Source organism: Streptomyces sp. NPDC051173 (assembly GCF_040689515.1).
Classification (GTDB): Bacteria; Actinomycetota; Actinomycetes; order Streptomycetales; family Streptomycetaceae; genus Streptomyces.
Window position 1 is genome coordinate 117,710 of the sequence record NZ_JBFBBD010000005.1, and the last position, 25,857, is coordinate 143,566.

General features: G+C 71.1%; 23 protein-coding genes and 1 pseudogene. 10 read left to right on the forward strand and 14 right to left on the reverse strand.

The window, feature by feature from the left end:
* The 3 genes from AB0435_RS05295 (at position 1) to AB0435_RS05305 (ending at position 1,602) form a co-directional block, all read left to right on the forward strand.
* Complete coding sequence (locus AB0435_RS05295) at positions 1–423, forward strand: roadblock/LC7 domain-containing protein (RefSeq protein WP_087926101.1); 423 nt, start codon at positions 1–3, stop codon at positions 421–423.
* 86 nt (positions 424–509) lie between these two features.
* Positions 510–1,040 (forward strand): DUF742 domain-containing protein, encoded by a 531-nt coding sequence (locus AB0435_RS05300; RefSeq protein WP_366006067.1) that lies wholly within the window; start codon positions 510–512, stop codon positions 1,038–1,040.
* Positions 1,021–1,602, forward strand: a complete 582-nt coding sequence (locus tag AB0435_RS05305) for an ATP/GTP-binding protein (protein ID WP_116214070.1) — start codon at positions 1,021–1,023, stop codon at positions 1,600–1,602. Before AB0435_RS05300 ends, AB0435_RS05305 begins: the two co-directional genes overlap by 20 nt.
* A 156-nt stretch (positions 1,603–1,758) precedes the next feature.
* Here AB0435_RS05305 and AB0435_RS05310 read toward each other — a convergent pair whose 3' ends face one another.
* The 3 genes from AB0435_RS05310 to AB0435_RS05320 all read right to left on the reverse strand — a co-directional run bounded on the left by AB0435_RS05310 (position 1,759) and on the right by AB0435_RS05320 (position 6,150).
* Positions 1,759–1,956, reverse strand: a complete 198-nt coding sequence (locus tag AB0435_RS05310; RefSeq protein ID WP_361526061.1) for an acyl-CoA carboxylase subunit epsilon — start codon at positions 1,954–1,956, stop codon at positions 1,759–1,761.
* Positions 1,957–1,968: 12 nt separating this feature from the next.
* Entirely contained in the window at positions 1,969–3,552 is a 1,584-nt protein-coding gene (locus tag AB0435_RS05315; protein WP_366006066.1) for an acyl-CoA carboxylase subunit beta, read from the reverse strand.
* A gap of 219 nt (positions 3,553–3,771) precedes the next feature.
* Positions 3,772–6,150, reverse strand: coding sequence for a polysaccharide lyase 8 family protein (locus tag AB0435_RS05320; RefSeq protein WP_366006065.1), 2,379 nt, complete (start codon positions 6,148–6,150; stop codon positions 3,772–3,774).
* Positions 6,151–6,579: 429 nt separating this feature from the next.
* On the opposite strand from AB0435_RS05320, the gene AB0435_RS05325 reads away from it, so the two are divergent.
* Positions 6,580–7,224: a YceI family protein gene (locus AB0435_RS05325; protein ID WP_366006064.1), complete on the forward strand. Its 645-nt coding sequence runs from the start codon at positions 6,580–6,582 to the stop codon at positions 7,222–7,224.
* A 12-nt stretch (positions 7,225–7,236) separates the two neighbouring features.
* On the opposite strand, the gene AB0435_RS05330 is transcribed toward AB0435_RS05325, so the two are convergent.
* Entirely contained in the window at positions 7,237–8,799 is a 1,563-nt protein-coding gene (locus tag AB0435_RS05330; protein WP_366426225.1) for an FAD-dependent monooxygenase, read from the reverse strand.
* A 105-nt stretch (positions 8,800–8,904) separates the two neighbouring features.
* On the opposite strand from AB0435_RS05330, the gene AB0435_RS05335 reads away from it, so the two are divergent.
* Positions 8,905–9,537 carry a TetR family transcriptional regulator gene (locus AB0435_RS05335; RefSeq protein ID WP_366426226.1) on the forward strand — a complete coding sequence of 211 codons (633 nt, stop codon included), beginning with the start codon at positions 8,905–8,907 and terminating at the stop codon, positions 9,535–9,537.
* Positions 9,538–9,763: 226 nt separating this feature from the next.
* On the opposite strand, the gene cimA is transcribed toward AB0435_RS05335, so the two are convergent.
* From cimA to AB0435_RS05355, 4 genes are all read right to left on the reverse strand, one after another.
* On the reverse strand, positions 9,764–11,362 hold the full coding sequence (gene cimA, locus AB0435_RS05340; RefSeq protein ID WP_366426227.1) for a citramalate synthase: 1,599 nt from the start codon (positions 11,360–11,362) through the stop codon (positions 9,764–9,766).
* Positions 11,363–11,641: 279 nt separating this feature from the next.
* Positions 11,642–12,958: an MFS transporter gene (locus tag AB0435_RS05345; protein WP_366006060.1), complete on the reverse strand. Its 1,317-nt coding sequence runs from the start codon at positions 12,956–12,958 to the stop codon at positions 11,642–11,644.
* 117 nt (positions 12,959–13,075) lie between these two features.
* Positions 13,076–14,182, reverse strand: a complete 1,107-nt coding sequence (locus tag AB0435_RS05350; RefSeq protein ID WP_366426228.1) for a branched-chain amino acid aminotransferase — start codon at positions 14,180–14,182, stop codon at positions 13,076–13,078.
* A 193-nt stretch (positions 14,183–14,375) separates the two neighbouring features.
* On the reverse strand, positions 14,376–15,419 hold the full coding sequence (locus AB0435_RS05355) for a 3-isopropylmalate dehydrogenase (protein ID WP_366006058.1): 1,044 nt from the start codon (positions 15,417–15,419) through the stop codon (positions 14,376–14,378).
* A gap of 130 nt (positions 15,420–15,549) precedes the next feature.
* Here AB0435_RS05355 and AB0435_RS05360 point away from each other — a divergent pair, with 130 nt between their 5' ends.
* Positions 15,550–17,145, forward strand: coding sequence for a metallophosphoesterase family protein (locus tag AB0435_RS05360; protein ID WP_366426229.1), 1,596 nt, complete (start codon positions 15,550–15,552; stop codon positions 17,143–17,145).
* Between the two features lie 121 nt (positions 17,146–17,266).
* On the opposite strand, the gene AB0435_RS05365 is transcribed toward AB0435_RS05360, so the two are convergent.
* From AB0435_RS05365 to AB0435_RS05375, 3 genes are all read right to left on the reverse strand, one after another.
* Positions 17,267–17,410, reverse strand: coding sequence for a hypothetical protein (locus AB0435_RS05365; RefSeq protein WP_366006056.1), 144 nt, complete (start codon positions 17,408–17,410; stop codon positions 17,267–17,269).
* A gap of 302 nt (positions 17,411–17,712) precedes the next feature.
* The gene (pruA, locus tag AB0435_RS05370; RefSeq protein WP_366006055.1) at positions 17,713–19,344 is read right to left on the reverse strand and encodes an L-glutamate gamma-semialdehyde dehydrogenase; all 1,632 of its coding nucleotides are present in this window, start codon (positions 19,342–19,344) and stop codon (positions 17,713–17,715) included.
* 45 nt (positions 19,345–19,389) lie between these two features.
* Positions 19,390–20,367, reverse strand: a complete 978-nt coding sequence (locus AB0435_RS05375; RefSeq protein WP_366426230.1) for a proline dehydrogenase family protein — start codon at positions 20,365–20,367, stop codon at positions 19,390–19,392.
* Between the two features lie 233 nt (positions 20,368–20,600).
* Between AB0435_RS05375 and AB0435_RS05380 the strand changes: the two genes are divergently transcribed.
* Positions 20,601–21,857, forward strand: a complete 1,257-nt coding sequence (locus tag AB0435_RS05380; RefSeq protein ID WP_366426231.1) for a helix-turn-helix domain-containing protein — start codon at positions 20,601–20,603, stop codon at positions 21,855–21,857.
* A 10-nt stretch (positions 21,858–21,867) separates the two neighbouring features.
* Here AB0435_RS05380 and AB0435_RS05385 read toward each other — a convergent pair whose 3' ends face one another.
* The gene (locus AB0435_RS05385) at positions 21,868–22,071 is read right to left on the reverse strand and encodes a ferredoxin (protein WP_366007065.1); all 204 of its coding nucleotides are present in this window, start codon (positions 22,069–22,071) and stop codon (positions 21,868–21,870) included.
* 250 nt (positions 22,072–22,321) lie between these two features.
* Between AB0435_RS05385 and AB0435_RS05390 the strand changes: the two are divergent.
* Positions 22,322–22,435, forward strand: a pseudogene (locus tag AB0435_RS05390) (TetR/AcrR family transcriptional regulator); the annotation flags it as partial.
* Positions 22,436–22,444: 9 nt separating this feature from the next.
* On the opposite strand, the gene AB0435_RS05395 reads toward AB0435_RS05390, so the two are convergent.
* Together AB0435_RS05395 and AB0435_RS05400 are read right to left on the reverse strand one after the other, a co-directional pair.
* Entirely contained in the window at positions 22,445–23,071 is a 627-nt protein-coding gene (locus AB0435_RS05395; RefSeq protein WP_366426232.1) for a TetR/AcrR family transcriptional regulator, read from the reverse strand.
* A gap of 261 nt (positions 23,072–23,332) precedes the next feature.
* Positions 23,333–23,674, reverse strand: coding sequence for a hypothetical protein (locus AB0435_RS05400; RefSeq protein ID WP_366007067.1), 342 nt, complete (start codon positions 23,672–23,674; stop codon positions 23,333–23,335).
* A gap of 381 nt (positions 23,675–24,055) precedes the next feature.
* Between AB0435_RS05400 and uppS the strand changes: the two genes are divergently transcribed.
* Both uppS and AB0435_RS05410 read left to right on the forward strand, forming a co-directional pair.
* A complete protein-coding gene (gene uppS / locus AB0435_RS05405; protein WP_366426233.1) occupies positions 24,056–24,754 on the forward strand; it encodes a polyprenyl diphosphate synthase in 699 nt (232 codons plus the stop codon).
* A 27-nt stretch (positions 24,755–24,781) separates the two neighbouring features.
* The gene (locus AB0435_RS05410) at positions 24,782–25,855 is read left to right on the forward strand and encodes a terpene synthase family protein (RefSeq protein WP_366007069.1); all 1,074 of its coding nucleotides are present in this window, start codon (positions 24,782–24,784) and stop codon (positions 25,853–25,855) included.
* The last annotated feature ends 2 nt before the right edge of the window (positions 25,856–25,857 follow it).

Consider the following 25,857-nt stretch of genomic DNA (forward strand, 5'->3'; position numbering starts at 1 on the left):
GTGAGCCCGATGAGCCAGGCGGCGCAAAACCTGAACTGGTTGATCACCAGTTTCGTGGAGAACACCCCAGGGGTGTCCCACACGGTGGTGGTCTCCGCCGACGGACTCCTTCTGGCGATGTCCGAAGGTTTCCCGCGGGACCGCGCGGACCAGCTGGCGGCGGTCGCCTCCGGCCTGACCTCGCTCACGGCCGGAGCCTCCCGCATCTTCGAGGGCGGCGCGGTCAACCAGACCGTCGTGGAGATGGAACGAGGCTTCCTCTTCATCATGTCCGTCTCCGACGGATCCTCCCTGGCCGTACTGGCGCACCCCGAGTGCGACATCGGCCTCGTGGGCTACGAGATGGCCCTCCTCGTCGACCGGGCGGGCAGTGTGCTGACGCCCGATCTCCGTGCCGAACTGCAGGGGAGCCTTCTCAACTAGCAAAGAGGCAGTGCGTTTCGCGCCACCGCGCCATAAGGTGCGGTGGCGCGACCAGCAGCAGACAGGCGAGTTGGAGGAGGATTGACGTGGCAACGCCCCCAGGCGGTTACCCGTATGGCAATGAACAGCAGGGTCAGCCCCCGTTGAACCGCTTCAACTTCCCCTCCGCGCCGAGCCATCAAGCGCACGCGGAGCCGCCGCGCCCGCCGCAGCAGGTACCGCAGCAACAGCAGCACCGGCGTGCGGCTCAGGCCTCCTCCTCGGGGGGCAAGAAGCACAATCCGCTGGTCCGCCCCTACGCGATGACCGGTGGCCGGACCCGGCCGCGGTACCAGCTCGCCATCGAGGCGCTGGTGCACACCACGGCCCAGCCGTCCCAGCTCCAAGGGCAGTTGCCGGAACACCAGCGCATCTGCCACCTGTGCCGTGAGATCAAGTCGGTCGCCGAGATCTCGGCACTTCTCTCCATCCCCCTCGGCGTCGCCCGAATCCTCGTCGCCGACTTGGCGGAGGCCGGGCTCGTCGCCATCCATCAGCCCGGCGGCGACGAGTCCGCCGGCGGCCAGCCTGACGTGACACTGCTCGAAAGGGTGCTCAGTGGACTTCGGAACCTCTAGCGGCGAGGCGGTCCGCTCCACCACCTCCGCGAAGATCGTGGTGGCGGGTGGATTCGGCGTGGGCAAGACCACGTTCGTCGGCGCGGTCTCGGAGATCAACCCGCTGCGCACCGAAGCCGTGATGACTTCCGCCTCGGCGGGTATCGACGACCTCACGCACGCGCCGGACAAGACCACGACGACCGTGGCCATGGACTTCGGCCGTATCACCCTGGACCAGGACCTGATCCTGTACCTCTTCGGTACCCCGGGCCAGGACCGCTTCTGGTTCATGTGGGACGACCTGGTGCGCGGTGCCATCGGCGCGGTCGTCCTCGTCGACACCCGCCGGCTCGCCGACTGCTTCCCCGCGGTCGACTACTTCGAGAACAGCGGCCTGCCCTTCGTCATCGCCCTCAACGGCTTCGACGGCCACCAGCCGTACACCCCGGAGGAGGTCCGCGAGGCCCTCCAGATCGGCCCGGACGCGCCGATCATCACGACGGACGCCCGGCACCGCAACGAGGCCAAGAGCGCCCTCATCACCCTGGTCGAGCACGCCCTGATGGCGCGCCTGCGGTGAGCGGATCGGCTGCGCCGACGCGAAAAGGTCCCCACACTCACGGAGTGCGGGGACCTTCTGCGTATCCGGGGGCCTCGGGAACGCCGGACGCCGGCAGGAACGCGAAACGCCGGACGGGCTGAAGGATCAGCCTGTCCGGCGCTTGGGCGGTGAGGGTCAGCCCTGCCAGCTGTGCGGCGCCCTGAAGCCGGGCGTGCGCTCCAGGCGGCGCCACCCGGCGGCAGTGCGGCGGGGCCGCGCGGGAGCCGCGTCGGTGCCGAACGCAGCCGCACGGGCGAGCAGGACGGCGGTGACGGCGGCCACTTCCTCCGCGTCGGCCGTGCCCTTCTCGACGCGTACGAGCGTGTTCTCCATGCTGTGACTCCCTTACTGGGGCGGGTTGCCGTGCTTGCGGGAGGGCAGGTCCGCGTGCTTCGTGGCGAGCATCGCGAGGGACCTGATGAGGACCGACCGGGTCTCGACCGGGTCGATCACGTCGTCCACCAGCCCGCGCTCGGCGGCGTAGTACGGGTGCATGAGCTCGGCCTTGTACTCCTTGACCATCCGCGCACGCATCGCCTCGGGGTCGTCCGCCTCGGCGATCTGCTTGCGGAAGATCACGTTGGCCGCGCCCTCGGCGCCCATGACGGCGATCTCGTTCGTCGGCCAGGCGTAGGTGAGGTCGGCGCCGATGGACTGGGAGTCCATGACGATGTACGCGCCGCCGTACGCCTTGCGCAGGATCACCGAGATCCGCGGCACCGTGGCGTTGCAGTACGCGTACAGCAGCTTGGCACCGTGCCGGATGATTCCACCGTGCTCCTGGTCGACGCCGGGAAGAAAGCCCGGTACGTCCAGAAGAGTGATGATCGGGATGTTGAAGGCATCGCACATCTGGATGAAACGGGCGGCCTTCTCGCTCGCCTCGATGTCCAGCACGCCGGCGAGGGACTGCGGCTGGTTGGCCACGATGCCGACGACCTGGCCGTCGAGCCGGGACAGCGCGCAGATGATGTTGGTGGCCCAGCGCTCGTGGACCTCGAGGTACTCGCCGTCGTCGACGAGCTCCTCGATGACCTTGCGCATGTCGTACGGGCGGTTGCCGTCGGCCGGGACCAGGTCGAGGAGGGCCTCGCCGACGCGGTCGGCCGGGTCCTCGCTCGCCACGCGGGGCGGGTTCTCGCGGTTGTTCTGCGGCAGCAGCGACAGGAGGTAGCGCACCTCCTCGAGGCACGTCTCCTCGTCGTCGTAGGCGAAGTGGGCCACGCCGGAGGTCTCGGCGTGCACGTCCGCGCCGCCCAGGCCGTTCTGGCTGATCTCCTCGCCGGTGACGGCGCGCACGACGTCGGGGCCGGTGATGAACATCTGCGAGGTCTCGCGGACCATGAAGACGAAGTCCGTGAGCGCCGGGCTGTAGGCCGCGCCACCGGCGCAAGGGCCGAGCATCACGCTGATCTGCGGGATGACGCCGGAGGCCCGGGTGTTGCGCTGGAAGATCCCGCCATAGCCGGCGAGCGCCGAGACGCCCTCCTGGATGCGGGCGCCGGCGCCGTCGTTCAGGGACACCAGGGGCGCCCCGGCCGCGATGGCCTTGTCCATAATCTTGTGGATCTTGGTGGCGTGCGCCTCGCCGAGCGCACCGCCGAAGATCCGGAAGTCGTGGGCGTAGACGAAGACCGTACGGCCGTGGACGGTGCCCCAGCCGGTGATCACACCGTCGGTGTAAGGCTTCTTGCTCTCCAGTCCGAACCCCGAAGCCCGGTGCCGCCGCAGCGGCTCCACCTCGGAGAACGACCCCTCGTCCAGGAGCAGGTCGATCCGCTCCCGGGCCGTCAGCTTCCCCTTGGCCTTCTGGGCCTGGGTCGCCCGCTCGCTCGGACCACGCCGAACCTGCTCGCGGATGGCGTGCAGCTCGGCGACGCGCCCACGGACGTCACTCGCCTCTACGGGCGCACCTTCGAGATTGCTCATGCATAGACGGTACGCGGCGGGGCGGCCGGAAACTCATGTCGATTCCATACAACGTCCTGCGCGATTTGGTGGGCAGCCGTCACAGAAGCGCACAGCGACTTGGGTCCGCCCCACCCCCGATCGGGGGTACCCATTGTGAATACCTCACAAAAGACCGCGCCAGGAGCCGTAGAATGACCGACTTGACGGCGTTCCCGCGCGGGAACGCCGCACCCGTGATCACGCCAGCGCGACCGTACAGCGGTGGGGGCCGCAGACCGTGCCCGGGGTCACCCTGATCCGCAGCGCGTCGCCCGTGGCCAGCACCCGCACCGAGGGGTCGTGGGCGGTCACCCGGCGCACCGGGCGGTGCCAGGTGAGGTCGACGGGGGCGCCCGTGCGCGGCGGCTCGGCGAGGTGGAGCGTCGCGGTCCGCCCGCGCGTGGCCGGTGCCTCCCTGACGAGCACGGCCGCCGGGGCCGTGACGGCGAGGGCCTCGGCCGCGCCGGTGCCGCCCGCCGCCCAGAAGTTGGCGGCGGTGAGGCCGAGTGAGGGGATGCGAATCGCCTGGCAGGCCGGGGAGTTGGCGAGCACCGTGAGCCAGTGCGGGTCCGCGGCCCGCGCCGCCACGGCCCGCGGTCCGGCGCCGGGCAGCAGGAGATACGCGTAGGAGGCGCCGGCCGGGTCCGTGCCGTGGGGGCGGAGCAGGGTGAGATAGCGGCGGGTCAGACGGTCGGTGCTGCCACCGGAGTTGATGTCGCGCCAGGCCCCCGAGCGGGCTTCGCACAAGGCGTCCAGGGGCGCGCCGCCCGGGAAGACGTAGCCGCCGTGGCCCGCGAGGTGGGCCCAGCGGGCGCGGGCGTAGGACCGCGCCCAGCCGACGGTGGCGGCCTGCGGTGCGCCGTCGACGGTCAGGACCGGCACCCCATGCTCCCCCAGGGCGCGGTTGTCGACGACCGTTTCCACGGGGGTGCCGTCTCGGGCGGTGATGCCCGCGCCGAGGCAGATGACCGCATCTGCCGCGCAGAACCAGGACTTACGGGCCTCCAAGGTGGAGGCGAGCCCCTTGAGGTGCTGTCCGACGGCCGCGAACTCCCCGTCGGTGACGCCGCCCACCCATCGCACGGCGGGCTTGGGCGCGCCCCAGCCGCCGCCTTCGTTGTCGGCGAGCCGCTTGGCGGAGACGGTTGTCCCGGGCAGCCGGTACGGGTCGACGGTGGGCCAGAAGGCGTCCGTGTACTGCCCGTCGCCGTCTGGCGCCGCCCACCAGGAGAGCATTCCGGCGCCGGTGTGCCAGCCGCGGGGGTTCTCGCCGTTGCCGTTCTCGTAGTGGGTGATGCGGTCGGAGGCCATGGCGATGTTGACGGTCCAGCCGGGACGGCGGTGCACGGCCCGGTCCATGGCGGCGAACAGCCGGTGGCCGACGGGCTCGGGCGTGGCCGGGCCCGGGGCGTCGAGGGCGGCCGCGACGCGGGCGAGGTCGGCGACGCCGAACTGCGGGTCGGTCCGCAGGCCGGTGCCGCGGTCCGCCCACCCCTTGATCAGCGCGTACCACCGGTCGCGGTCGGCCGGGGGCGCGCCGCCGGCCAGCAGGGCGACGGCGGCGATGACCGCGTGGCCGCGCTGCCGGTCGCTCTGCGGCAGCCCACGGGGGTCGGCGCGCTGCACGCCCCGGCTTATGGCGCGACCGGAGACGCTGTCCATCATCAGACCGTTGTGGATCAGGGGCGCGTAGGCGTTCTCGACGCTGTCGTGGATGTGCCGCGCGGCCGGGTCCGTGACCTCCCATGGCGATCCGCGCAGCAGGGCGAAGAGCCGCCCGAGCCCGTCGAGCAGGACCTGGCCGTAGGTGCCGGAGTAGGCGACCCAGGTGTGCTGGACGAAGGAGCCGTCGGCGTAGAGACCGTCCCCCCGGGTCACGTAGGGGAAGACGGGCGAGAGGGCGTCGCGGGCGAGGGCGGTCCTGCCGGGGTCCGTGCCCAGGATGCCGCGCAGGGCGACGACACGGCAGAGGTCGACGCGGTTGGCCCCGGTGCTGGTGCCGGAGTAGTGACCGAGCTCGGAGTCGGGGACGAAGTGGCCGACCGCGTCCAGGCATCCGGCCCGCCGCTCCGGACCCGCCTCGTCGTGCAGGAGCGTCAGGGTGTCGAGGAGCAGCCGCGGGCTGCCGATCTGCCACTCCCACCAGTTGCCGTACCGCGCGGTGCCCGTGTTGTAGACGCGCTCACGCACGTGGTCGAGGCCGGCGAGCACATCGGCGGCGAGGCCGGCCTCCCCCGTGAGCCCCGTACCCGGCTGGGCGTACGCCTGGGCCATGACGTGCAGCCGGGCGAAGCTCTGGGTGATGCCGCTCGGCGGGTCGAAGGGGGCGTCGGGCCAGAGCGAGCCGGGCGCGGGTCTCATGCTCGCGCGGTGGGCGCGGGCGAGCTCCCCGGTGCCGCGCAGGGCGGTGGCGTAGGGCTCGGCGGCGGCGTCGAACCCGGTGCCGAGCATGATGTCGCGCCACCGCCGCCGCAGCGCCGGGAAGTCGTCGCCGGGCCCGGCGGAGGCGAAGCCGAGCGCACCGGCGGCGGATGCGGCGAGGAAGCCGCGACGGGTCCATGCGGGGGCGGTCGGCACGACGGGATCCTTCCGGCGGACGGCGGTGACGAGGTGGAGACGGGGGACGGGGACGGGGCAGGGGCGGGGACGAGAACGGGGACAGCGACGGAGGAGGAGGCAGCGACAGGTGGTGGCACGAGAGCCGGTGGCGCGGACGGTGTGGCACAGACGGTGTGACGCGGGACGCCGCGCGGGGCGAGGGCCGCCGGGGCGGGCCGGGCGGGCGAAGCGGGGCAGGGGCGGGAGAGAGGCGCGGGGCGGGCGGAGAGGGCACACCGTGGCACGCCTCGGCGGGGCTCACAAGAGACACGACCGCACCCGGACCGGAACGCGCCGGGAAATCACTCCGGGAAATCACCCCCGCCAGATGTTGAAACTTGTACCAGATCGCGCTAACGTCATTCTCGTTGAACCTTCAACAACCACCTCTCTCCCCCAGGAGCAGTCATGGCCCTCTTCGCCCGCAAGCGCGGCAACTCCGCAGCCACCGCCGTCCTCGACGCCCCCGCCGCCTCGTCCGCCGCCCTCGCCGTGGACCCCGCGCTGGCCGCCCTGACCGGCGAATACACCGTCGACCCGTCCCACAGCAGCATCGGCTTCACCGTCCGCCACGCCATGGTCACCAACGTCAAGGGCTCGTTCACCGAGCACGAGGGCACCCTGCGCCTCGACGGCTCCGACCCCTCCCGCTCCACCGCCTCCCTCGACGTGCGGATCGAGAGCGTGGACACCGGCATGAAGGACCGCGACGCCCACCTGTGCGGCGCCGACTTCTTCGAGGCCGAGCGCTTCCCGCTGATGACCTTCCGCTCCACCACCGCCCAGCAGCTCGGCGGCGACCGCTACCGCATCACCGGCGACCTCACCATCAAGGACGTCACCCGCCCGCTCTCCATCGACCTGGAGTTCAACGGCTCGGCCACCGACGTCTACGGCAACGAGCGGGTCGGCTTCGAGGGCAGCGCCGAGATCCTGCGCTCCGACTGGGGCCTGACCTGGAACGCCGCCCTGGAGACCGGTGGCGTGATGGTCAGCGACAAGGTGAAGCTGACCTTCGACATCTCCGCCGTCAAGTCCGCTCCCCTGGCCTGACCCCATGCGGTGTCAGCGGCCGAGGCGCTCCAGACGGTCGACGACCTCGGCGCCTCGGTCCACCGCCGCCGTCCACGCGATGTGGTTGTCGGGCCGCACCAGCACCAGACCGCCCGCTCCCCCCTCTCCGTCCGCCGCCGGCCCGTCCGCGGCCGGCTCCTCCCGTCCCGCCATGCCGTACGCCCGCCACGCGTGCCCGTCGGGATCCACCAGCCCCTCCCCGCCCCCGTCGATCAGGCATGTGCGGACCAGGTCCCCGCAGGCCTCCGACACCCGCGCGAGCGCCTGGGCGCTGCGCGGACCGAAGCCCAGCAGGGTGAACCGGGGGCCCGCGAAGACCTCGAAGAGCCTGACCGGCTCACCGGTCGCGGCGTCGCGGCACGGCGCGTCCGGCGCCCGCTCCCCCGCCGCCCGCCCGCCCCACGCCAGCGAGCTCCAGCCGTAGCCGACGCCCAGCGTGGTCAGGTCCCGGCTGAACCCCGCCTCCGTACCGACCCCCGCCTTCCGCATCCCCTCCATGACGGCCCGCAGCCGCTCGTTGGTGGTCTTCAAGGTCCAGGCGGCCACCGGCAGCCGCTCCTCCTCATAGGTCTCCAGCAGCCCCTCCCCTGCCAGGCCGCCCGCGACGAGCGCGAGCTTCCAGCCGAGGTTGTAGCCGTCCTGGATGCCGGTGTTCATGCCGAGACCGCCGGCTATCGAGTGGACGTGGGCCGCGTCGCCCGCGAGGAAGACCCGGCCGACCCGGAAGCGCTCCGCCATGCGGACGTTGACGCGATAGGTGGAGAGCCAGCCCGGATTGCTCAGCCGCAGCCCGGGTATCCGCGCGTGGCGGTCGAGCTGACGCTGGAAGACCTCCAGGGACGGCTCCTCGTACCGCCCCTCGGCGTCGCGCTCCGGCGAGCTCTGGAGCTGCCAGCGCTCGGTGCCGGGCAGGGGGCAGAGCAGGACGGCGCCGTCCTCGTCGATCCACTGGTGCCAGTACCCGCGATCCAGGCCGCCCTCGACCTCGACGTCCCCGACCAGGGCCAGCTCCGGCGCGGTCTCCCCGTCGAAGGCCAGCCCGAGCGCCTTGCGGACCATGCCGCGTGCGCCGTCGCAGCCCACGAGATACGCGGCCCGGACGCGCCGCCCGTCGGCCAGCGCGGCCGTGACCCCGGACTCGTCCTGCGTGAACTCGGCCACCTCGGTGCCCAGTTCGACCCGGATCCCGTACGACGCGAGCTTCGCCCTGAGGATCTCCTCGGTCCGCCACTGGGGTATCCACAGCCCCGTCGCGTACGGCACATCGGGCGTGGGGACCGCGTCCTCCTGGGGCGTGTGGTCGGCGATCACGGCGCCGCCCCGGTATTTGCGGAGGGTCAGACGGGGGTTGCCCGCGGCCGTGAAATCCTCTCCCATTCCGAGGTCCGCGAGCACTTCGCGGCTGCGCTGGTTGAGCCCCTTGCCGCGCGAACCATCATGGAATTCCGGTGACTTGTCCACGATCCGCACCGGGACCCCGGCGCGGGCGAGTGTGCAGGCCAGTGTCAGGCCCGTCGGCCCGGCGCCCACGATCAGCACTGCGGTGGTGGTCATGCGGTGTCCCTCCGTCGCTCGGTCCCTCCATCAAAGCCCTCGCGAGAAGAAAACGCAACCGAGTAACAAACGATTCCGGGTAACGCGACCTGATAGAGTGAACCCGTGACTGACGAGACCGGACTGCGGGAACGCAAGAAGCAGCGCACACGGCAGGCGCTGTCCGAGACGGCGATCGAGCTCTTCCTCGCGCGCGGCTTCGACCAGGTGTCGGTCGCGGACGTGGCCGCCGCGGTGGAGGTCTCCAAGCCGACGCTCTTCCGCTATTTCCCGGCCAAGGAAGACCTCGTCCTGCACCGCATCGCCGATCACCAGGGCGAAGCGGCCCGCGTGGTGCGCGAGCGGCCGGCCGGGCGGTCGCCGCTGGCCGCGCTGCGCACGCACTTCCACGAGCGCCTCGACGCCCACGACCCGGTCACGGGCCTCTGCGACCACCCCGCCGTGCTGGCCTTCCACGACATGGTCTTCACGACGCCGAGCCTGGTGGCACGGCTGGTGCGGTACGCGGAGCGGGACGAGGAGGAGCTGGCCTCGGTGCTCGCCGAGTCCGGCGGTGGCGAGCTCGTGGCCCGGCTGGCGGCCGCGCAGATCGTGGCGGTGCAGCAGCGGTTGGCGCGGGTGAACTGGGGGCGGGTGAACGGTGGTTCGAGCGCTGCCGAGGCGTTGCCTCTTGCTCGCGCGGATGCGGATGTGGCGTACGGGCTGTTGGAGGACGGGGTGGGGGCGGTGTACGGCTGAGGGGGGCGGGGGTTTTCCCTACCCGCCCCTTCCCGGCTGCATCTGATCTGCGGCTCCGCCGCGTGGGGGCTCCGCCCCCGGCCCCTCGGGGTGCGGGTTGTTGGCGCCTGCGGCGGGCCTTTCCCCAGCCCCGCCCCTTCCCGAAACTGGGGGCGAGCCCCCAGGCCCCCAGCAACACGGCTTCGCCGCGTTGTCCTCAAACGCCGGACGGGCTATCTGAACACCCCTACTCCTGCGGTTCCACCCCCGCCCTCCGCAAGCCGTACGCGTAGGCGTCGTCGAGTGCCTGCCACGATGCCGCGATGACGTTCTCCGCCACGCCCACCGTCGACCACTCGCCGCTCTCGTCGCTCGTCGAGACCAGGACCCTCGTGATGGAGCCCGTGCCCAGGCTGCCTTCCAGGATGCGGACCTTGTAGTCGGTGAGCTTCAGGGCGGCGAGCTGGGGATAGATGCGTTCCAGGGCCACGCGCAGGGCCCGGTCCAGGGCGTTGACCGGGCCGTTTCCCTCGGCGGTGGCGACGATGCGCTCGCCCTTGGCCCACAGCTTCACGGTCGCCTCGTTGGCGTGCGTGCCGTCGGGGCGGTCCTCCACGATGGCGCGCCAGGACTCCACCCGGTAGTAGCGCCGCGCCCGGCCCTCCGTCTCCTGGCGCAGCAGCAACTCGAAGGAGGCGTCGGCCGCTTCGTAGGTGTACCCCGCCAGCTCGCGCTCCTTGACGCGCTCGACGACGCGGCCGATCAGCTCGCGGTCGTCGCCCAGGTCGATGCCCAGTTCCTTGCCCTTGAGCTCGATGGAGGCCCGGCCCGCCATGTCGGAGACCAGCATCCGCATGGTGTTGCCGACACGCTCCGGGTCGATGTGCTGGTAGAGGTCCGGGTCGACCTTGATCGCGGAAGCGTGCAGCCCGGCCTTGTGCGCGAAGGCGGAGACGCCGACGTAGGGCTGGTGCGTGGAGGGGGTGAGGTTGACGACCTCGGCGATGGCGTGCGAGATCCGGGTCATCTCGGCGAGCGAGCCCTCCGGCAGCACCCTGCGGCCGTACTTGAGCTCCAGGGCGGCGACGACGGGGAAGAGGTTGGAGTTGCCGACGCGCTCGCCGTAGCCGTTGGCCGTGCACTGCACGTGCGTCGCGCCCGCGTCCACGGCGGCGAGGGTGTTGGCGACCGCGCAGCCCGTGTCGTCCTGCGCGTGGATGCCGAGCCGCGCCCCGGTGTCGGCGGCCACGGTGCGCACGACGGCCTCGACCTGCGCGGGCAGCATCCCGCCGTTGGTGTCGCAGAGGACAGCCACGTCGGCGCCCGCCTCGTGCGCGGTGCGCACGACCTGTGCCGCGTAGCGGGGGTTGGCGCGGTAGCCGTCGAAGAAGTGCTCGCAGTCGACGAAGACGCGCCGGCCCTGCGCCCGGAGGTAGGAGACGGTGTCGCGCACCATCGCGAGGTTCTCCTCCAGCGTGGTGCGCAGCGCGAGTTCGACGTGGCGGTCGTGGGACTTCGCGACCAGCGTGATGACGGGGGCGCCCGCGGCGAGGAGCGCCGCGACCTGCGGGTCGTCCTCCGCGCGGACGCCCGCCTTGCGGGTGGCGCCGAAGGCGACGAGCTGCGCGTGCTTGAAGTCGATCTCCTCCTGGGCGCGCTGGAAGAACTCAGTGTCCCGGGGGTTCGCGCCCGGCCAGCCGCCCTCGATGAAGCCGACGCCGAAGTCGTCCAGGTGCCGGGCGATGGTCAGCTTGTCCGCGACGGTGAGGTTGATGCCTTCGCGCTGCGCGCCGTCACGCAAGGTGGTGTCGAAGACGTGGAAGCTGTCGTCGGTTGCGTCCGTCATGCTGCTCTGGCTCCTGTCGGATCTCGGTCTACCGGACTGACCGGTTCCACCGTCCCCTCATGGTCGCGCGCCCTCGCCTCCGGCGGAGGTGGTGCCGGGAAACGAAAAGACCTCTCGCGGGTGCGAGAGGTCTGCGCGCGGGTCTGGGACGACGGTGGCCGCGCCGTACGTGGTGGTACGGCGGGGTCACTGCGGACCGGCGCGCTCACTGCCCATAATCATGGCGAGGTTGAGCACGGGGCCATCTTGGCACGGGGCCGGTCCTGGTGCGGTCCGGTCTCACGATGCGGTCACTTCGGGCGAGCGGGGCGCTTCCTGGCGCCGCTTCCCCTTGAGGTCGATGTCCCTCGTCTCCCGCATCGTCAGATAGACGACCAGGGAGACCGCCGCGCAGCCCGCCACGTACCAGTAGAAGCCCGATTCCACGCCCGCGTTCTTGAACCACAGGGCCACGTACTCCGCCGTGCCGCCGAAGAGGGCGTTGGCGACGGCGTAGGGCAGGGCGACGCCCAGGGAGCGGATGGCGGTCGGGAAGAGTTCGGCCTTCACGCACGCGTTGATCGACGTGTAGCCGGTGACGACGACCAGGGCGAGCAGCGACAGGCCGAGCGCGGGCCAGAAGGACCCCGCGTGCTTGAGCATGGTCATGATCGGCACGGTCAGGAACGTGGAGCCCACCGCGAAGGTGATCAGCAGCGGGCGGCGGCCGATGCGGTCCGAGAGCGCCCCGGCCAGCGGCTGGAGACAGGCGAAGATGATCAGCGCGCAGAAGCTGACCAGGGTCGCGGTCTGCTTGGACAGGCCCGCGCTGTTGGAGAGGTACTTGGTGAGGTAGGTGGTGTACGTGTAGTACGCCACCGTGCCGCCCATGGTGAGCGCGACGACCAGCAGCGCCTCCCGCTTGTGCCGCAGCAGCGCGCGGATGGTGCCGCGTTCCTCCCGCTCCGCCGCGTCCGCCTCGCCGATCTCCTCGTACGCCTCCGTCTCCAGCATGTTGCGCCGCAGATAGAAGATGACGGCGGCGCCGAGCGCGCCGACGACGAAGGGGATCCGCCAGCCCCAGCTGTGCAGTTCGCCGTTGGAGAGGGTGTGCTGGAGGAGGATCTGGAGGGCGAGGCCGAGGATCTGGCCCGCGGTCATCGAGACGTACTGGAAGCTGGAGGCGAAGCCGCGGCGGCCGGGCGCGGACGCCTCGGTGAGGTAGGTGGCGCTGGCCGCGTACTCGCCGCCGACGGAGAGGCCCTGGAGCAGCCGCGCTATCAGCAGGACGGCGACTCCGCCGTAGCCCGCGACCGCGTAGGTGGGGGCGACGGCGATCAGCACAGCGGACGCCGACATCAGCGAGACGGTCAGGGTGAGCGCCGCCTTGCGGCCCTTGCGGTCACCGATCCGGCCGAGCAGCCAGCCGCCGACCGGCCGCATGAAGAAGCCGACCGCGAAGATGCCGGCGGTGTTCATGAGCTTGGCGGTGTCGTTGCCCGCGGGGAAGAAGGCTCCCGCGAAGTAGGTCGCGAAGCTCGCGTAGACGAACCAGTCGAACCACTCGACCATGTTGCCGGCCGAGCCGACCCAGATCTTCTTCCAGTGCTGTCCCATGGTCGATCACGGTGGCGGAACAGCGGGGTTTCGGACAAGGGTCCCAGCGACAACGATCATGCGTACTTGCGTGCGTTGTGATCACCACGCACGCAAGTACGCACTGCCGGAGCGGTCTCAGCCGCCGAGCGGGTGCATCCAGCCGTGGGTGTCCGGGGCGGCGCCGGTCTGGATGTCGAGGAGCGCCTTGCGGAGCTTCATGGTGACCTCGCCGGGCTTGCCGTCGGCCACCGTCCAGTCGGCGCGCGTGGACCTGACCGAGCCGACCGGGGTGATCACGGCGGCGGTGCCGCAGGCGAAGACCTCGGTGAGGGTGCCGTCGGCGTTGCCGTTCTTCCAGTCGTCGACGGAGATGCGGCCCTCGGTGACCTCGTAGCCGAGGTCGGCGGCGATCGTCATCAGCGAGGCGCGGGTGATGCCCGGCAGGAGGGAGCCGGTGAGCTCAGGGGTGACGATCTTCGGCTTTTGATCAGACGCAGCCCCGTACACGAAGTACAGGTTCATGCCGCCCATCTCCTCGATCCAGCAGCGCTCGATGGCGTCCAGCCAGACCACCTGGTCGCAGCCCTTCTCGGCGGCCTGGGCCTGGGCGACGAGGGAAGCGGCGTAGTTGCCGCCGGCCTTCGCGGCGCCCGTGCCGCCGGGAGCGGCGCGCACGTACTCCTCGGAGAGCCACACCGAGACGGGCTTGACGCCGCCCGGGAAGTAGGCGCCGGCGGGCGAGGCGATCACGACGAAGAGGTACTCGTTGGCCGGGCGGACGCCCAGCCCGATCTCCGTGGCGAACATGAAGGGGCGGAGGTAGAGGGAGGCCTCGCCGGAGCTCGGCACCCACGCCTTGTCCTGGGTGACGAGCGCGTCGCACGCCTCGATGAAGGTCTCGACGGGCAGCTCGGGCATGGCCAGGCGGCGCGCGGACGCCTGGAGGCGCTTGGCGTTCTCCTCCGGGCGGAAGATCGCGACCGAACCGTCGGGCTGGCGGTACGCCTTGGCGCCCTCGAAGATCGTCTGCGCGTAGTGCAGCGTCATGTTCGCGGGGTCGATCGACAGCGGCGCGTAGGGGACGAGCTGCGCGTCGTGCCAGCCGAGCCCCTCGGTCCACTTGATGGTCACCATGTGGTCGGTGAAGTGGCGGCCGAAACCGGGGCTGGCCAGGATCCGTTCCCGCTCGGCGTCCGACAGCGGGTGCGAGGAGGGCTTGAGCTCGATCGTGGGCGTCGTCATGAATCCGTGTCCTTCACCTTTGTGTGTGACGGACCGCGAACTCACTCCGCCCCGTTCGGTACAGGACGTCCGAGATTCCCCTCGTACCGCGGCCCCACGTTCGATTATCGCTCGTGGGGCCGTGGACGGAAAATGTGTTGCGCGGCCCGGGTCGATGGTCGCATCCAACCGCGCGGTAGCACAGCAGGTGGGACTAGCCGGCGGCTACTCGCAGCGCCAGCGCGTCGCCGATCTGGTCCGTGGTGCGGAACGCGCTGCCGCGCTCCGCGAGGTCCTCGCTCACCGCGGTCTCGATGCGCGCGGCCTCGCTCTCGTGGCCGAGGTGGCGCAGCAGCAGGGCCACGGAGAGGACGGTGGCCGTCGGGTCGGCCTTGCCGGTGCCCGCGATGTCCGGCGCGGAGCCGTGGACCGGCTCGAACATCGACGGGAAGGCGCCGCCGGGGTTGATGTTGCCTGAGGCGGCGAGGCCGATGCCGCCGGTGACGGCGGCCGCGAGGTCGGTGAGGATGTCACCGAAGAGGTTGTCGGTGACGATCACGTCGAAGCGCTCGGGCTGGGTGACGAAGAAGATCGTCGCGGCGTCGACGTGCAGATAGTCGGTGGTGACCTCGGGGTACTCCTGGCCGACCCGGTCGAAGACGCTCTTCCACAGGTGGCCGGCGTGCACGAGGACGTTGTTCTTGTGCACGAGGGTGAGCTTCTTGCGGGGCCGCGTGCGGGCGCGCTCGTAGGCGTCGCGCACCACGCGCTCCACGCCGTACGCGGTGTTGACGCTGACCTCGGTGGCCACCTCGGCGGGGGTGCCGGTGCGCAGGCTGCCGCCGTTGCCGGTGTACGGGCCCTCGGTGCCCTCGCGCACGACGACGAAGTCGATCTCGGGGCGGCCGGCGAGCGGGGTGGCGGTGCGGGGGAAGAGCTTCGACGGGCGCAGGTTCACGTAGTGGTCGAAGGCGAACCGCAGCTTGAGCAGCAGCCCGCGCTCCAGCACCCCGGAGGGGACGGACGGGTCACCGATCGCGCCGAGCAGGATCGCGTCGTGCCGCTTGAGGGACTCCAGCTCGGCGTCCGGCAGGGTCTCGCCGGTGGCGTGCCAGCGGCGGGCACCGAGGTCGTATTCCTCGGTCTCCAGCTTGACGTCCGAAGGGAGCACGGCACCAAGGACCTTGAGGCCCTGGGAGACGACTTCCCGGCCGATTCCGTCACCGGGGATGACTGCGAGGCGAAGGCTGCGAGACATAACCGGACCGTACTCCGCCGTCCCGCTGGATGACACACCGCGTCCACGATACGGACACATTGCGATTCGTATAGGTCGCGTTCATGCAAAGTCCTCATTCAGGTCGCCGATCCCTGGCACGTTCTGCGTCATGGACACACCACGGGTAGGCATCCCCGACCACCTCGCGAGCCGCATGACGATGGCCGAGCAGCACGAGTACCTGCGGACCAAGCTGACGCGGCGCGGCATGCTCCGCGCCGGAGCCCTGACGGCGGGCACCGTCGCGGGCGCGGGCCTGCTGGGCAGCGGTACGAGCGCGTACGCCGCGGCACCGGCGCTCTCCCCCACCCTGCTCACCTCGGCCGCGACCACCAAGGTGGACGGCAAGCACGTGGCGCCCTTCGGCCGCCACCTCGCCTTCGGTGCCGACCCCAAGACGCAGATGCGGGTCTCCTGGCAGGTGCCGTTCGCCGTCAAGCGGCCGTTCCTGCGGGTCGGGCTGAAGCCCTGGGACCTCAGCCACCGCATCGACGCGGAGGTGCGGGACCTGCACACCCCGGCGCTGTCCAAGAAACTCCCGGCCGTCGACCAGGTCTATCTGCACGCGGCCCTGGACAACCTCCGCCCGGGACAGACGTATTACTACGGCGTCGGTCACGACGGCTTCGACCCGGCCGACCCCGCGCACTTCTCGACCATAGGCACCTTCACCACCGCTCCCGCGCGCGCGGAGAAGTTCGTCTTCACCGCCTTCGGCGACCAGGGCGTCAGCTACCACGCGCTCGCCAACGACCAGTTGATCCTGGGCCAGAACCCGTCCTTCCACCTGCACGCCGGCGACATCTGCTACGCCGACGACGACGGCGAGGGCAAGCCCACGGACCACTACGACGCCAGAGCGTGGGACCAGTTCCTCGCCCAGACCGAGTCGGTGGCCAAGTCGGTGCCCTGGATGGTGACCACCGGCAACCACGACATGGAGGCGTGGTACTCCCCCGACGGCTACGGCGGCCAGAACGCCCGCTGGACGCTGCCGGGCAACGGCGTCGACCCGAGGAACTCGCCCGGCGTCTACTCCTTCGTCTACGGCAACGTCGGCGTCGTCGCGCTCGACGCCAACGACGTCTCGTACGAGATCACCGCCAACACCGGCTACACAGGCGGCAAGCAGACCCGCTGGCTCGACCGGCGCCTGGGCGAGCTGCGCAAGCAGCCGGGCCTCGACTTCATCGTGATCTTCTTCCACCACTGCGCCTTCTCGACCACCAACGGCCATGCCTCGGACGGCGGCGTGCGCGACGCGTGGCTGCCGCTCTTCGAGAAGCACAAGGTCGATCTCGTCATCAACGGCCACAACCACGTCTACGAGCGGACCGACGCGATCCGGGGCACCGAGGTCGGCAGGAAGCTCCCGATCGGCGGGTCCGTCGACTCCACCCGCGACGGCATCGTGTACGTCACCGCGGGCGCCGCCGGGAAGTCGCTGTACGACTTCCCGGCGTCCGACAGCTACGAGGGCCACGTCAAGGACCAGGAGAGCGTGCCCACGTACCACTGGGTGAAGGGCGGGGACCGGCACAAGGAGACGGTGGAGTGGTCCCGCGTGCGCTACACCGGCTACTCGTTCCTGGCGGTCGAGGTCCAGCCCGGCCCGCGGCCGCGGATGCGGGTGACGGCGCTGGCGGAGAGCGGCGAGCGCATCGATCACTTCGACGTGACGCGGAGCGGAACGGCGAAGGGGTAGCACAGCGACGTGACGCGGAGCGGAACGGCGAAGAACTAGCACAGCGACGTGACGCGGAGCGGAACGGCGAAGGGGTAGCGGAGCGGAGCCCCGACGAGCCGGCCGAGGTCGGCCGGGCCGGTCAGTGGCCGGTCACGCCGCCGTTGTCGCGTCGGTCCAGCGCGCGCTGGAGGGCCGCGGCGGCGTTCACCCGGTCGGTCTTGTGCTCGGCGCTCTCGGCCGGACGAGGGGTGCGGCGGGTCCTGCGGGCGGCGGTTTCGGGCATGGAAGTCACGTCTCCTCTTACTGAGTCGTCTGGCTGATCCCCGAGAAGGGTCGGACGGAGCCGGGAGGAGGGCGCGGGGCGGGGTGCCGCAGGGGTCACCTGCGCGGGGCACACCGGCCGGGGCCGCTGTCGCTCGATCGAGCGGAAGGTTTCGGCTTCCTCCACGCTAGGACAGGGCGGCGGCGGTGTCTCCCCGAATACTCGGTCTTCCTACTATCTGAGACGGCGGGAGTGCCCGGGAGACGACGCCGCCCCCGCCCGGCTGGGGGGCCGGACGGGGGCGGGGTTCAGCGAAGGGCAGGTCAGCCCATGTGCGGGTAGCGGTAGTCGGTCGGCGGGACCAGGGTCTCCTTGATGGAGCGGGTCGACGTCCAGCGCATCAGGTTGGACGCGGCACCGGCCTTGTCGTTCGTGCCCGAGGCACGGCCGCCGCCGAAGGGCTGCTGGCCGACGACGGCACCCGTCGACTTGTCGTTGATGTAGAAGTTGCCCGCGGCGAAGCGGAGCTTCTCCATCGCGTCGGCGGCCGCGGCGCGGTCCTGCGCGATGACCGCGCCGGTCAGGGCGTACGCCGAGACGGACTCCATCTGCGCCAGCATCGCGTCGAAGTCGCCGTCCTCGTAGACGTGCACGGCGAGGATCGGGCCGAAGTACTCGGTCGTGAAGACCTCGTTCGCCGGGTCGGTGCACTCGATGACCGTGGGGCGGACGAAGTAGCCGACGGAGTCGTCGTACGTGCCACCGGCGACGACCGTGCAGCTCGGGTCGGCCTTGGCGCGGTCGATCGCGGCCTTGTTCTTCGCGAAGGAGCGGTCGTCGATGACGGCGCCGATGAAGTGCGACAGGTCGGTGACGTCACCCATGGTGATGCCGTCGACCTCGGCCGCGAACTCCTCCTTGAAGCCGTCCTCCCAGATGGAACGCGGGATGTAGGCGCGGGAGGAGGCCGAGCACTTCTGGCCCTGGAACTCGAAGGAGCCACGGGTCAGCGCGGTCTTCAGGATGGCGCGGTCGGCGCTCGGGTGGGCGACGACGAAGTCCTTGCCGCCGGTCTCGCCGACCAGGCGCGGGTAGGAACGGTACTTCTCGATGTTGTTGCCGACCGTCTTCCAGAGGTACTGGAAGGTCTTGGTCGAACCGGTGAAGTGGATGCCGGCCAGCTCGGGGTGGTTCAGGGCCACCTCGGAGACGGCGAGGCCGTCACCGGTCACCAGGTTGATGACGCCCTTGGGCAGGCCCGCCTCCTCCAGGAGCCGCATCAGCAGCACGGCGGAGTGGGTCTGGGTCGGGGACGGCTTCCAGACGACCACGTTGCCCATCAGGGCCGGGGCGGTCGGCAGGTTGCCGGCGATGGCGGTGAAGTTGAAGGGCGTGATCGCGTAGACGAAGCCCTCCAGCGGCCGGTGGTCGCTGCGGTTCCACACGCCGGTGGAGTTGGCGACCGGCTGCTCGGCGAGTATCTGGCGCGCGAAGTGCACGTTGAAGCGCCAGAAGTCGACGAGCTCGCACGGGGTGTCGATCTCGGCCTGCTGGGCGGTCTTCGACTGGCCGAGCATGGTGGAGGCGGCCAGCGTCTCGCGCCAGGGGCCCGACAGCAGCTCGGCGGCGCGCAGGATGATCGCGGCGCGGTCGTCGAAGGACATCGCGCGCCAGGCCGGGGCGGCGGCGAGCGCGGCGTCGACGGCGTCCTGCGCGTCCTGGGTGGTGGCGTTGCGGAAGGTGCCGATGCGGGCCGAGTGGTTGTGCGGCTGTACGACGTCGAACGGCTCGCCGCCGCCCATCCGCTTCTCGCCGTTGATCGTCATCGGCAGGTCGATGGGGTTGCCCGCCAGCTCCTTGAGCTTGGCCTCGAGACGGGCGCGCTCGGGGGAACCGGCGGCGTAGCTGTGCACCGGCTCATTGACCGGGGCGGGGACCTGGGTAACGGCGTCCATGATTTTCCGTTTCTCCTTCGGGGCTCGTCAGGGGGATCGGGCGGCTCAGCCCTTGGTGAGGATGGAGCGGGCGAAGAACAGCAGGTTGGCGGGCTTCTCGGCGAGGCGGCGCATGAAATAGCCGTACCAGTCGGTCCCGTACGCCGTGTAGACGCGCATCCGGTGGCCCTCGGCGGCCAGCCGGACGTGCTCCTCACTGCGGATGCCGTACAGCATCTGGAACTCGTACTCGTCCAGTTTGCGCCCCGCCTGCCGGGCCAGCTCCTGCGAGATGGCGATCAGCCGCGGGTCGTGCGAGCCGATCATCGGGTAGCCCTCACCCGCCATCAGGATCTTGACGATACGGACGAACGCCTTGTCGACCTCGGCCTTGTCCTGGTACGCGACGGAGGCGGGCTCCTTGTACGCACCCTTCACGATACGCACCCGGCTGCCGGCCGCGGCGAGGCGGCGGGCGTCGTCCTCGGTGCGGAAGAGGTACGCCTGGATGACGCAGCCGGTCTGCGGGAAGTCGCGCCGCAGCTCCTCGTGGATCGCGAACATCGAGTCGAGGGTGGTGTGGTCCTCGGCGTCGAGCGTGACCGTGGTGCCGATGGCCGCGGCGGCCTCGACGACCGGGCGGATGTTGGCGAGCGCCAGCTCGTGTCCCGCCCGCCGCCCACCACCCTTGACCGAGGACCCTTCGGGCCCGCCCCCCTCGATCTCCAGGGACTGGCCGAACATCGAGAGCTTGACCGACATCTCGGCCTTCGTGCCGAGGCCGAGCTCCTTGAGGCGCCCGATCAGCTCAAGATAGGCGTCACGGGCGGCGTACGACTGCTCGACCGTGGTGATGTCCTCGCCGACGACGTCGAGGGTGACCTCGAGCCCCTCGGCCGCGGCGTCCTTCACGATCGGGATGACCTGGTCGAGGGTCTCGCCGGCGATGAAGCGGGCGACCACCTGCTTGGTGCCCGGCGCGGCCGAGACGAGACGGCGGATGGCGTCGCTGCGGGACGCGGCGAGCAGCACAGGACCCAGCACTGGGCACCTCCACGATGACGGCCGGCCCCACGGCGGGGGGCGGCATAAGTAACTCATCGTGAAACCTAGAGATCACAGCGATCCTCGGCCATCGACAGCTGTCACGCATCCGTGGCCCGGATCTCAGACACATGTATGACAATAGTGAGCAGCACATGAAACCGGGGGGCGAATTCGGGCCATAACGGGTCCGCACGAAGGGGCCCCAGGTCCGAAGGGAGCGCGGCGGGGCGATGCGCGGCGACTATCAGCAGCTCGTGGACGAGATATCGGCCGCGCTCGGCGCGCCCGCGACCCTGGAGGACCGGGACTTCGGGCTGATCGCCTTCGGCGCCCACGACAGTGACGACGACGTCGAGCTGACGATGGACCCGGTGCGGACCCGGTCGATCCTCCAGCGGCGGTCGACCGCGGCCGTCCGGGCGTGGTTCGAGGCGTTCGGCATCGCGCGGGCCCAGGCCCCGCTGCGGATCCCGCCGGACCCCGCGGCCGGGGTGTTCAAGGGCCGCATCTGTCTGCCCGTACGCCATCGCGGCGTGGTGCTCGGCTATGTGTGGCTGCTGGACGACGAGCACCTGTCCGGGCTGGACCTCTCCGTGCCGCTGGCGGACCCGCGGCTCGCGCAGGCGATGGAGACGGCCACCCGGATCGGGGCGCTGCTGGCCGCCGAGGCCCGCGCGGGCGCGGAGCTGGGCGAGCTGCTGCGGGAGCTGCTGACCGGGCGGCCCGCGGGCCGGGACGCGGCGCGGGCCGCCCTGCGGGACGCGCTGGGCGCGGCGGGCGACGGGCCCCTGGCGGTGGTCGCCGTGGCGCCGTGGCGGGGGGCGGGCGACCCAGAGGGCGGGGCGGGCGAGCCGGGTGAGACGGGCGACGCCGAGGGGTCGGGTGCGGGGTCGGCACTGGCCGGGCAGTCGGGGGTGGCGGCGCTGTGCGCGGTGCCGGACGCCCTGCCGGACGGCTCGGCGGCGCTGGCCGCGCTGATCCGGCTGCGGGCGATGACAGCCCCGGCGCCCGCGCTCACGGCGGCGGACCGGCTGCTGCGCTCGCCCCGCGCGGGCGGTGCGACCGGCCGTCCCGCACGGGCCACGGCCGGGCTCGGCGCTCCTCGCCGGGGGCTCGCGGAGCTGCCGGCCGCCTGGCGCGAGGCGCTGGCGGCCGCGCGGGCCGCCGGGGCGGAGGCGCGGCTGGGGCCGGTGGCGGAGTGGTCGGGCATCGGCCCGTACCGCGTGCTGTCCGCGCTGCCGGCGCAGGCCGCGGCGGACCCTTCCGTACGCCCGCTGCTGGCCCCGGCGCACACGGAACTGGCCCGCACGGCGGAGGTCTTCCTCGACTGCGCGGGCCAGGCGGGCCGTACGGCGGCGGCCCTGGGCATCCACCGGCAGACGCTCTACTACCGCCTCTCCCGGGTGGAGCAGCTCACGGGCCTGGACCTGGACGACGGCGAGGGCCGCCTGCTCCTCCACATGGCTCTGAAGGCGGACCGGCTGTAGGGGCGGGGGCTTATTCCTCCTCCGCGGTGATCGCCTGGACCGGGCAGGCGCGCACCGCCTCGCGCGCCAGCGGGTCGCCGCCGCCGTCCTCACGGCCGGGGACCACCGCCCCGTAGCCGTCGTCGTCCTGAGTGAAGACGCTGGGCGCGGTCAGCGCGCACTGGCCCGAGCCGACGCACAGGTCGGAGTCGATGGAGATGCGGAAGGTGCTCATGGTGGTTTCCGTTCCGTGAAGTCGTCACGAGGTGACGGGTTCGGCGCAGACGGCCGGATACATCCAGTGCAGGCCGCTTCGCCGCGCTCGGCTACGCGCGATCCGGCCACATCCCGCACAACGACGGAATACGGCACACCGCTACGCCTTCCGGGACAGGTCCGCACACACGGGTGCGGCCGTGACACCCGGGTGTCATGGCCGCACCGCCGGAAGCCTCGGGCCGCCGGTTTCCTGAGGGTCTCCACGCACGGTGATCCACGCACTGGAGGGCGCGGAGCCGGCGGCCCAGGTCGCGCGGAGCGACGAACCGCCGGCGATCGCCGGGCGGCACCTGGCCCGGCTGATCACTTCCTGTCGGTGAGCGGACCGGTCAGCCCTCGCGGCCGTCCGGCACCCCGCCGGCCGGGGCCGGCGACGGCCCGGCGGCCAGCCCGGCCAGCACCCGGTGCATCCCCTCGACCAGCTCCGCGCCGGTCGGCGCGGACTCGGCCTCGATGACCCACTGGACCCACATCCCGATGAACAGAGCGTGGTAGAAGGCCCCCGAGGTCCGCTTCGTCTCCTCGTCCGCGGGGCGGCCAAGGCCCTCGAAGATCGTCAGCATGCCGTCCCGCCCCTCCGGGAACACACCGGCGAACCACTTCTTCAGCTCCGGATTGCTCCCCAACTGGCCGACCACCTCCAGCTGGAGCTCCCAGAACCGGCGGCTCTCCTCGAACCCCGCGGTCAGCGTGTCCAGCTTCGCCGTGAGGAGCTCCGCCCGCGAGGCGCCCGCGGGTGCGCCGGACTCCAGGGCACGGGTCATCGAGTCACCCCACTCCTCGGTCATCTTGATGAACGCGGCCATCATCAGCGCGTCCTTGGAGCCGTAGTGGTAGCCGATCGAGGCGAGGTTGGCGCCGGAGGCCGCCACGATGTCGCGCGCGGTGGTGCGCACCCAGCCCTTTTCGAGCAGGCACGCCTTCGCACCGGCGAGCAGGTCTTCACGATGTCCCATGTCGGCAGCCTAACGCCGGGCCATACGCGCGTACTAAACACCCGTCTTATACAAACGTTCCAGACAACCGTTTAAGGCGCTCGTGTATTTCCTGTCGTGACGAACCCCAGCCCGCGTGCCGGGCGCGAGGAGTGGACGGCTCTCGTCGTCCTCCCGCTCCCTCTCCTCCTGGTATCCATGGACCGTTGGGACGCGAAGGCCGTGGACGGCACCCGGGTGCGGGCGCCGTCCACGGCCTTCGCTATCGCTCCAGCCGTCGCCTCAGTCGTGCAGCTTGTGCAGCCAGAGCCCCACGCCGATGTCGTTGCCGGTGAGCGCGCACACGTGGTTGTCGAACTTGCCCGGGTCCGAGTTCACCGAGCTGGTGCCCGCCTTGTTGCAGTTGTCGTACGTCCAGTACCAGGTCTGGTACTCCCAGCACGGCACGGTGTTGTTGTTGTCGGAACAGCTCGGCGCGGGCACGTTGTCCATGGGCCGCTGCGGCTCCGCGACGACCCCGGCTCTGTCACCGGCCGCCTGGGCCGTGGTGGCGACGGCGCCCAGGCCGCCGAGCGCCGCGATCACGGCCACCGCGGCGACGGCCGCACGCGTGGGAAACCTCATCCGACATCCCCTCCTCCGAGGGCCCCGCTCCTCGCGCGGCCCCCTGTCGTCACGGGACCCGAACGGGCCCCGGGCGAGGGCTACCCGGCAGGAACGTTCACGCATTCGCGCGCCGACGCGGAATTCGCATCAGTGCCACGACGGTGGCCCGTGAGCACCCCGGACACCCCGGGCACGGGCGCATCGGAGCGCGCCCAGGGATGGCGTGTTCATGGCTGCGTACGCGCAACGGCCAAGTGCTTCGGTTCGGCTCCGCGCGCCCCCCTGACGTGGTATGCGCCTCGATCCTTGCGGAATACATCAGGAGGTCGGGGGAGGTTGCACTGTGCACTATGTCGTCCCGGACCCGGATGCGCCCGAGCCGGGAGAACCATGCCGGCGTTGACCGCTCGAGAGCCGGAACTGCGCCATGTCGCCGTGATCCTGGACGGGAACCGCCGGTGGGCGCAGGGCCGCCACGTGCCGCTGGAGCAGGCCTACTGCCAAGGGGCCCTGCGCGTCCACGACTTGGTGACCTGGTGCGAACAGGCCCAGGTCCGCGCGGTCACGGTCTGGGCCCTGTCCCAGGACAACCTGCACCGTCGGCCGCAGGAGGTCGCGCAGATCCTGAACAGCGTCACCCGCGGGCTCGGCAGGATCGCCACCACCACCCGGTGGCACATCCGCCTCATCGGCGCCCTCGACCGGATCCCCGCCCACCACGCCGTCCGGCTGCGCACCCTCGCCCTGCGGTCGGCCGGGGCGAGGAGCGCGGGCACCCTCACCATCGCCGTCGCCTACGACGGGCGCGCCGACATCGTCACCGCGATCCGGTCCCTGCTCCACGAGCGCGCCCCGGGAGAGCGCGCCGCCCCGATCGACGAATCGGCCATCTCCCGGCACCTCTCCACCGCGGGCCAGCCCGACATCGACCTCGTCATCCGCACCTCCGGCGAACAGCGCCTCTCCGGGTTCATGCCCTGGCAGACCGCCCACGCCGAGCTGTACTTCACCGTCACCCTCTGGCCCGACTTCACCCGCGGCGACTTCGACGAGGCCAGACGGTGGTTCGCCGGCCGACAGCGCCGCCAAGGGAGCTGATGCCCGCATCCCACCAGGAGAAGAGACGTGCCCAAGCCCAGGCTGTTCGACGACACCCACTGCCAGGACATGGCGGCCATGGCCCGGTACGAGATCCCCGACTACCACATACCGTGGCCCGTCACCCTCCATCCGGATCACGAACGGGCCGAGCTGGCGGCCCGCAAGTGGGCTGCGGACTTCGGCCTGTTGACCGACGACGCGGCCCGGCAGCGCATGATCGACATGCAGTGCGGACTGTTCTCCGGCTGGTGGTGCCCGCGTACCGACACCCACGGCGCGGTCCTCATGGCCAAGTGGGTCGCCTGGCTGTTCCTGTGGGACGACATCTTCGACGACGGGCCGCTCGGCAGGGACCCCGAGGTGTTCAGGGACGGCAAAGCCCGGCTCGACCGGCTCCTGAGCCAGGACCCGCCCCCGCCGCCGGACGCCCCCGGACTCACCTTCCCCCTGGCCCGCGCCCTGGCCGATCTGTGGGGCGACTTCCACGCCTGCTTCCCGGAGCATCCGCGCGGCCGCTTCGCGCTGCACGTCAAGCAGTACCTGAGTGCCATGGAGACAGAGGTCGGCAACCGGTCCGCGGAGGAACTCCCGGACACGGACACCTACTTACGCCTGCGCGTGATCAACGGAGCCACCCGGCCCAGCATCGACGTCCTGGAAGGGCTCCAGGGTGCCAACATTCCCGATCACCTCCACCGGGGCCTCTTCCACGAACTCCGCGACATGGCGGCCGAACTGTGGCTCTGGTCCAACGACACGTTCACCGTCCGCAAGGACCTGCACTACCGCAACCCCCACAACCTCGTCCTCGTCCTGCGCCGGGACCGGGATCTCAGCCTTCAGTCGGCGGCACAGCACGTCGCGTACATGACCCAACAGCGTCTGCGCGACTTCCGCAGGATCGCCGACAGGCTGCGCGACCTCACCGAGGTCGCCGATGACCCGCACTCCGGGCACAGGGAGGAGATCCTGCGTGGCATCCGGATTCTCGAGGACGCGCTGTCCGGCTACTACCGCTGGCAGGAGACGTGCCTGCGGTACAAGCGCAAGGAAGGGTTCCTGACCCCCGCCACCACCGGCCCGGCTCAAGGAAGGTGACA

Coding starts and splice junctions, on each gene's coding strand:
- AB0435_RS05310 (WP_361526061.1), bottom strand. CDS start 1,956: ATGGAGAACACGCTCGTACGCGTCGAGAAGGGCACGGCCGACGCGGAG.
- AB0435_RS05315 (WP_366006066.1), bottom strand. CDS start 3,552: ATGAGCAATCTCGAAGGTGCGCCCGTAGAGGCGAGTGACGTCCGTGGG.
- AB0435_RS05325 (WP_366006064.1), top strand. CDS start 6,580: ATGGCCCTCTTCGCCCGCAAGCGCGGCAACTCCGCAGCCACCGCCGTC.
- AB0435_RS05330 (WP_366426225.1), bottom strand. CDS start 8,799: ATGACCACCACCGCAGTGCTGATCGTGGGCGCCGGGCCGACGGGCCTG.
- cimA (WP_366426227.1), bottom strand. CDS start 11,362: ATGACGGACGCAACCGACGACAGCTTCCACGTCTTCGACACCACCTTG.
- AB0435_RS05345 (WP_366006060.1), bottom strand. CDS start 12,958: ATGGGACAGCACTGGAAGAAGATCTGGGTCGGCTCGGCCGGCAACATG.
- AB0435_RS05350 (WP_366426228.1), bottom strand. CDS start 14,182: ATGACGACGCCCACGATCGAGCTCAAGCCCTCCTCGCACCCGCTGTCG.
- AB0435_RS05355 (WP_366006058.1), bottom strand. CDS start 15,419: ATGTCTCGCAGCCTTCGCCTCGCAGTCATCCCCGGTGACGGAATCGGC.
- AB0435_RS05360 (WP_366426229.1), top strand. CDS start 15,550: ATGGACACACCACGGGTAGGCATCCCCGACCACCTCGCGAGCCGCATG.
- AB0435_RS05365 (WP_366006056.1), bottom strand. CDS start 17,410: ATGCCCGAAACCGCCGCCCGCAGGACCCGCCGCACCCCTCGTCCGGCC.
- pruA (WP_366006055.1), bottom strand. CDS start 19,344: ATGGACGCCGTTACCCAGGTCCCCGCCCCGGTCAATGAGCCGGTGCAC.
- AB0435_RS05380 (WP_366426231.1), top strand. CDS start 20,601: ATGCGCGGCGACTATCAGCAGCTCGTGGACGAGATATCGGCCGCGCTC.
- AB0435_RS05385 (WP_366007065.1), bottom strand. CDS start 22,071: ATGAGCACCTTCCGCATCTCCATCGACTCCGACCTGTGCGTCGGCTCG.
- AB0435_RS05395 (WP_366426232.1), bottom strand. CDS start 23,071: ATGGGACATCGTGAAGACCTGCTCGCCGGTGCGAAGGCGTGCCTGCTC.
- AB0435_RS05400 (WP_366007067.1), bottom strand. CDS start 23,674: ATGAGGTTTCCCACGCGTGCGGCCGTCGCCGCGGTGGCCGTGATCGCG.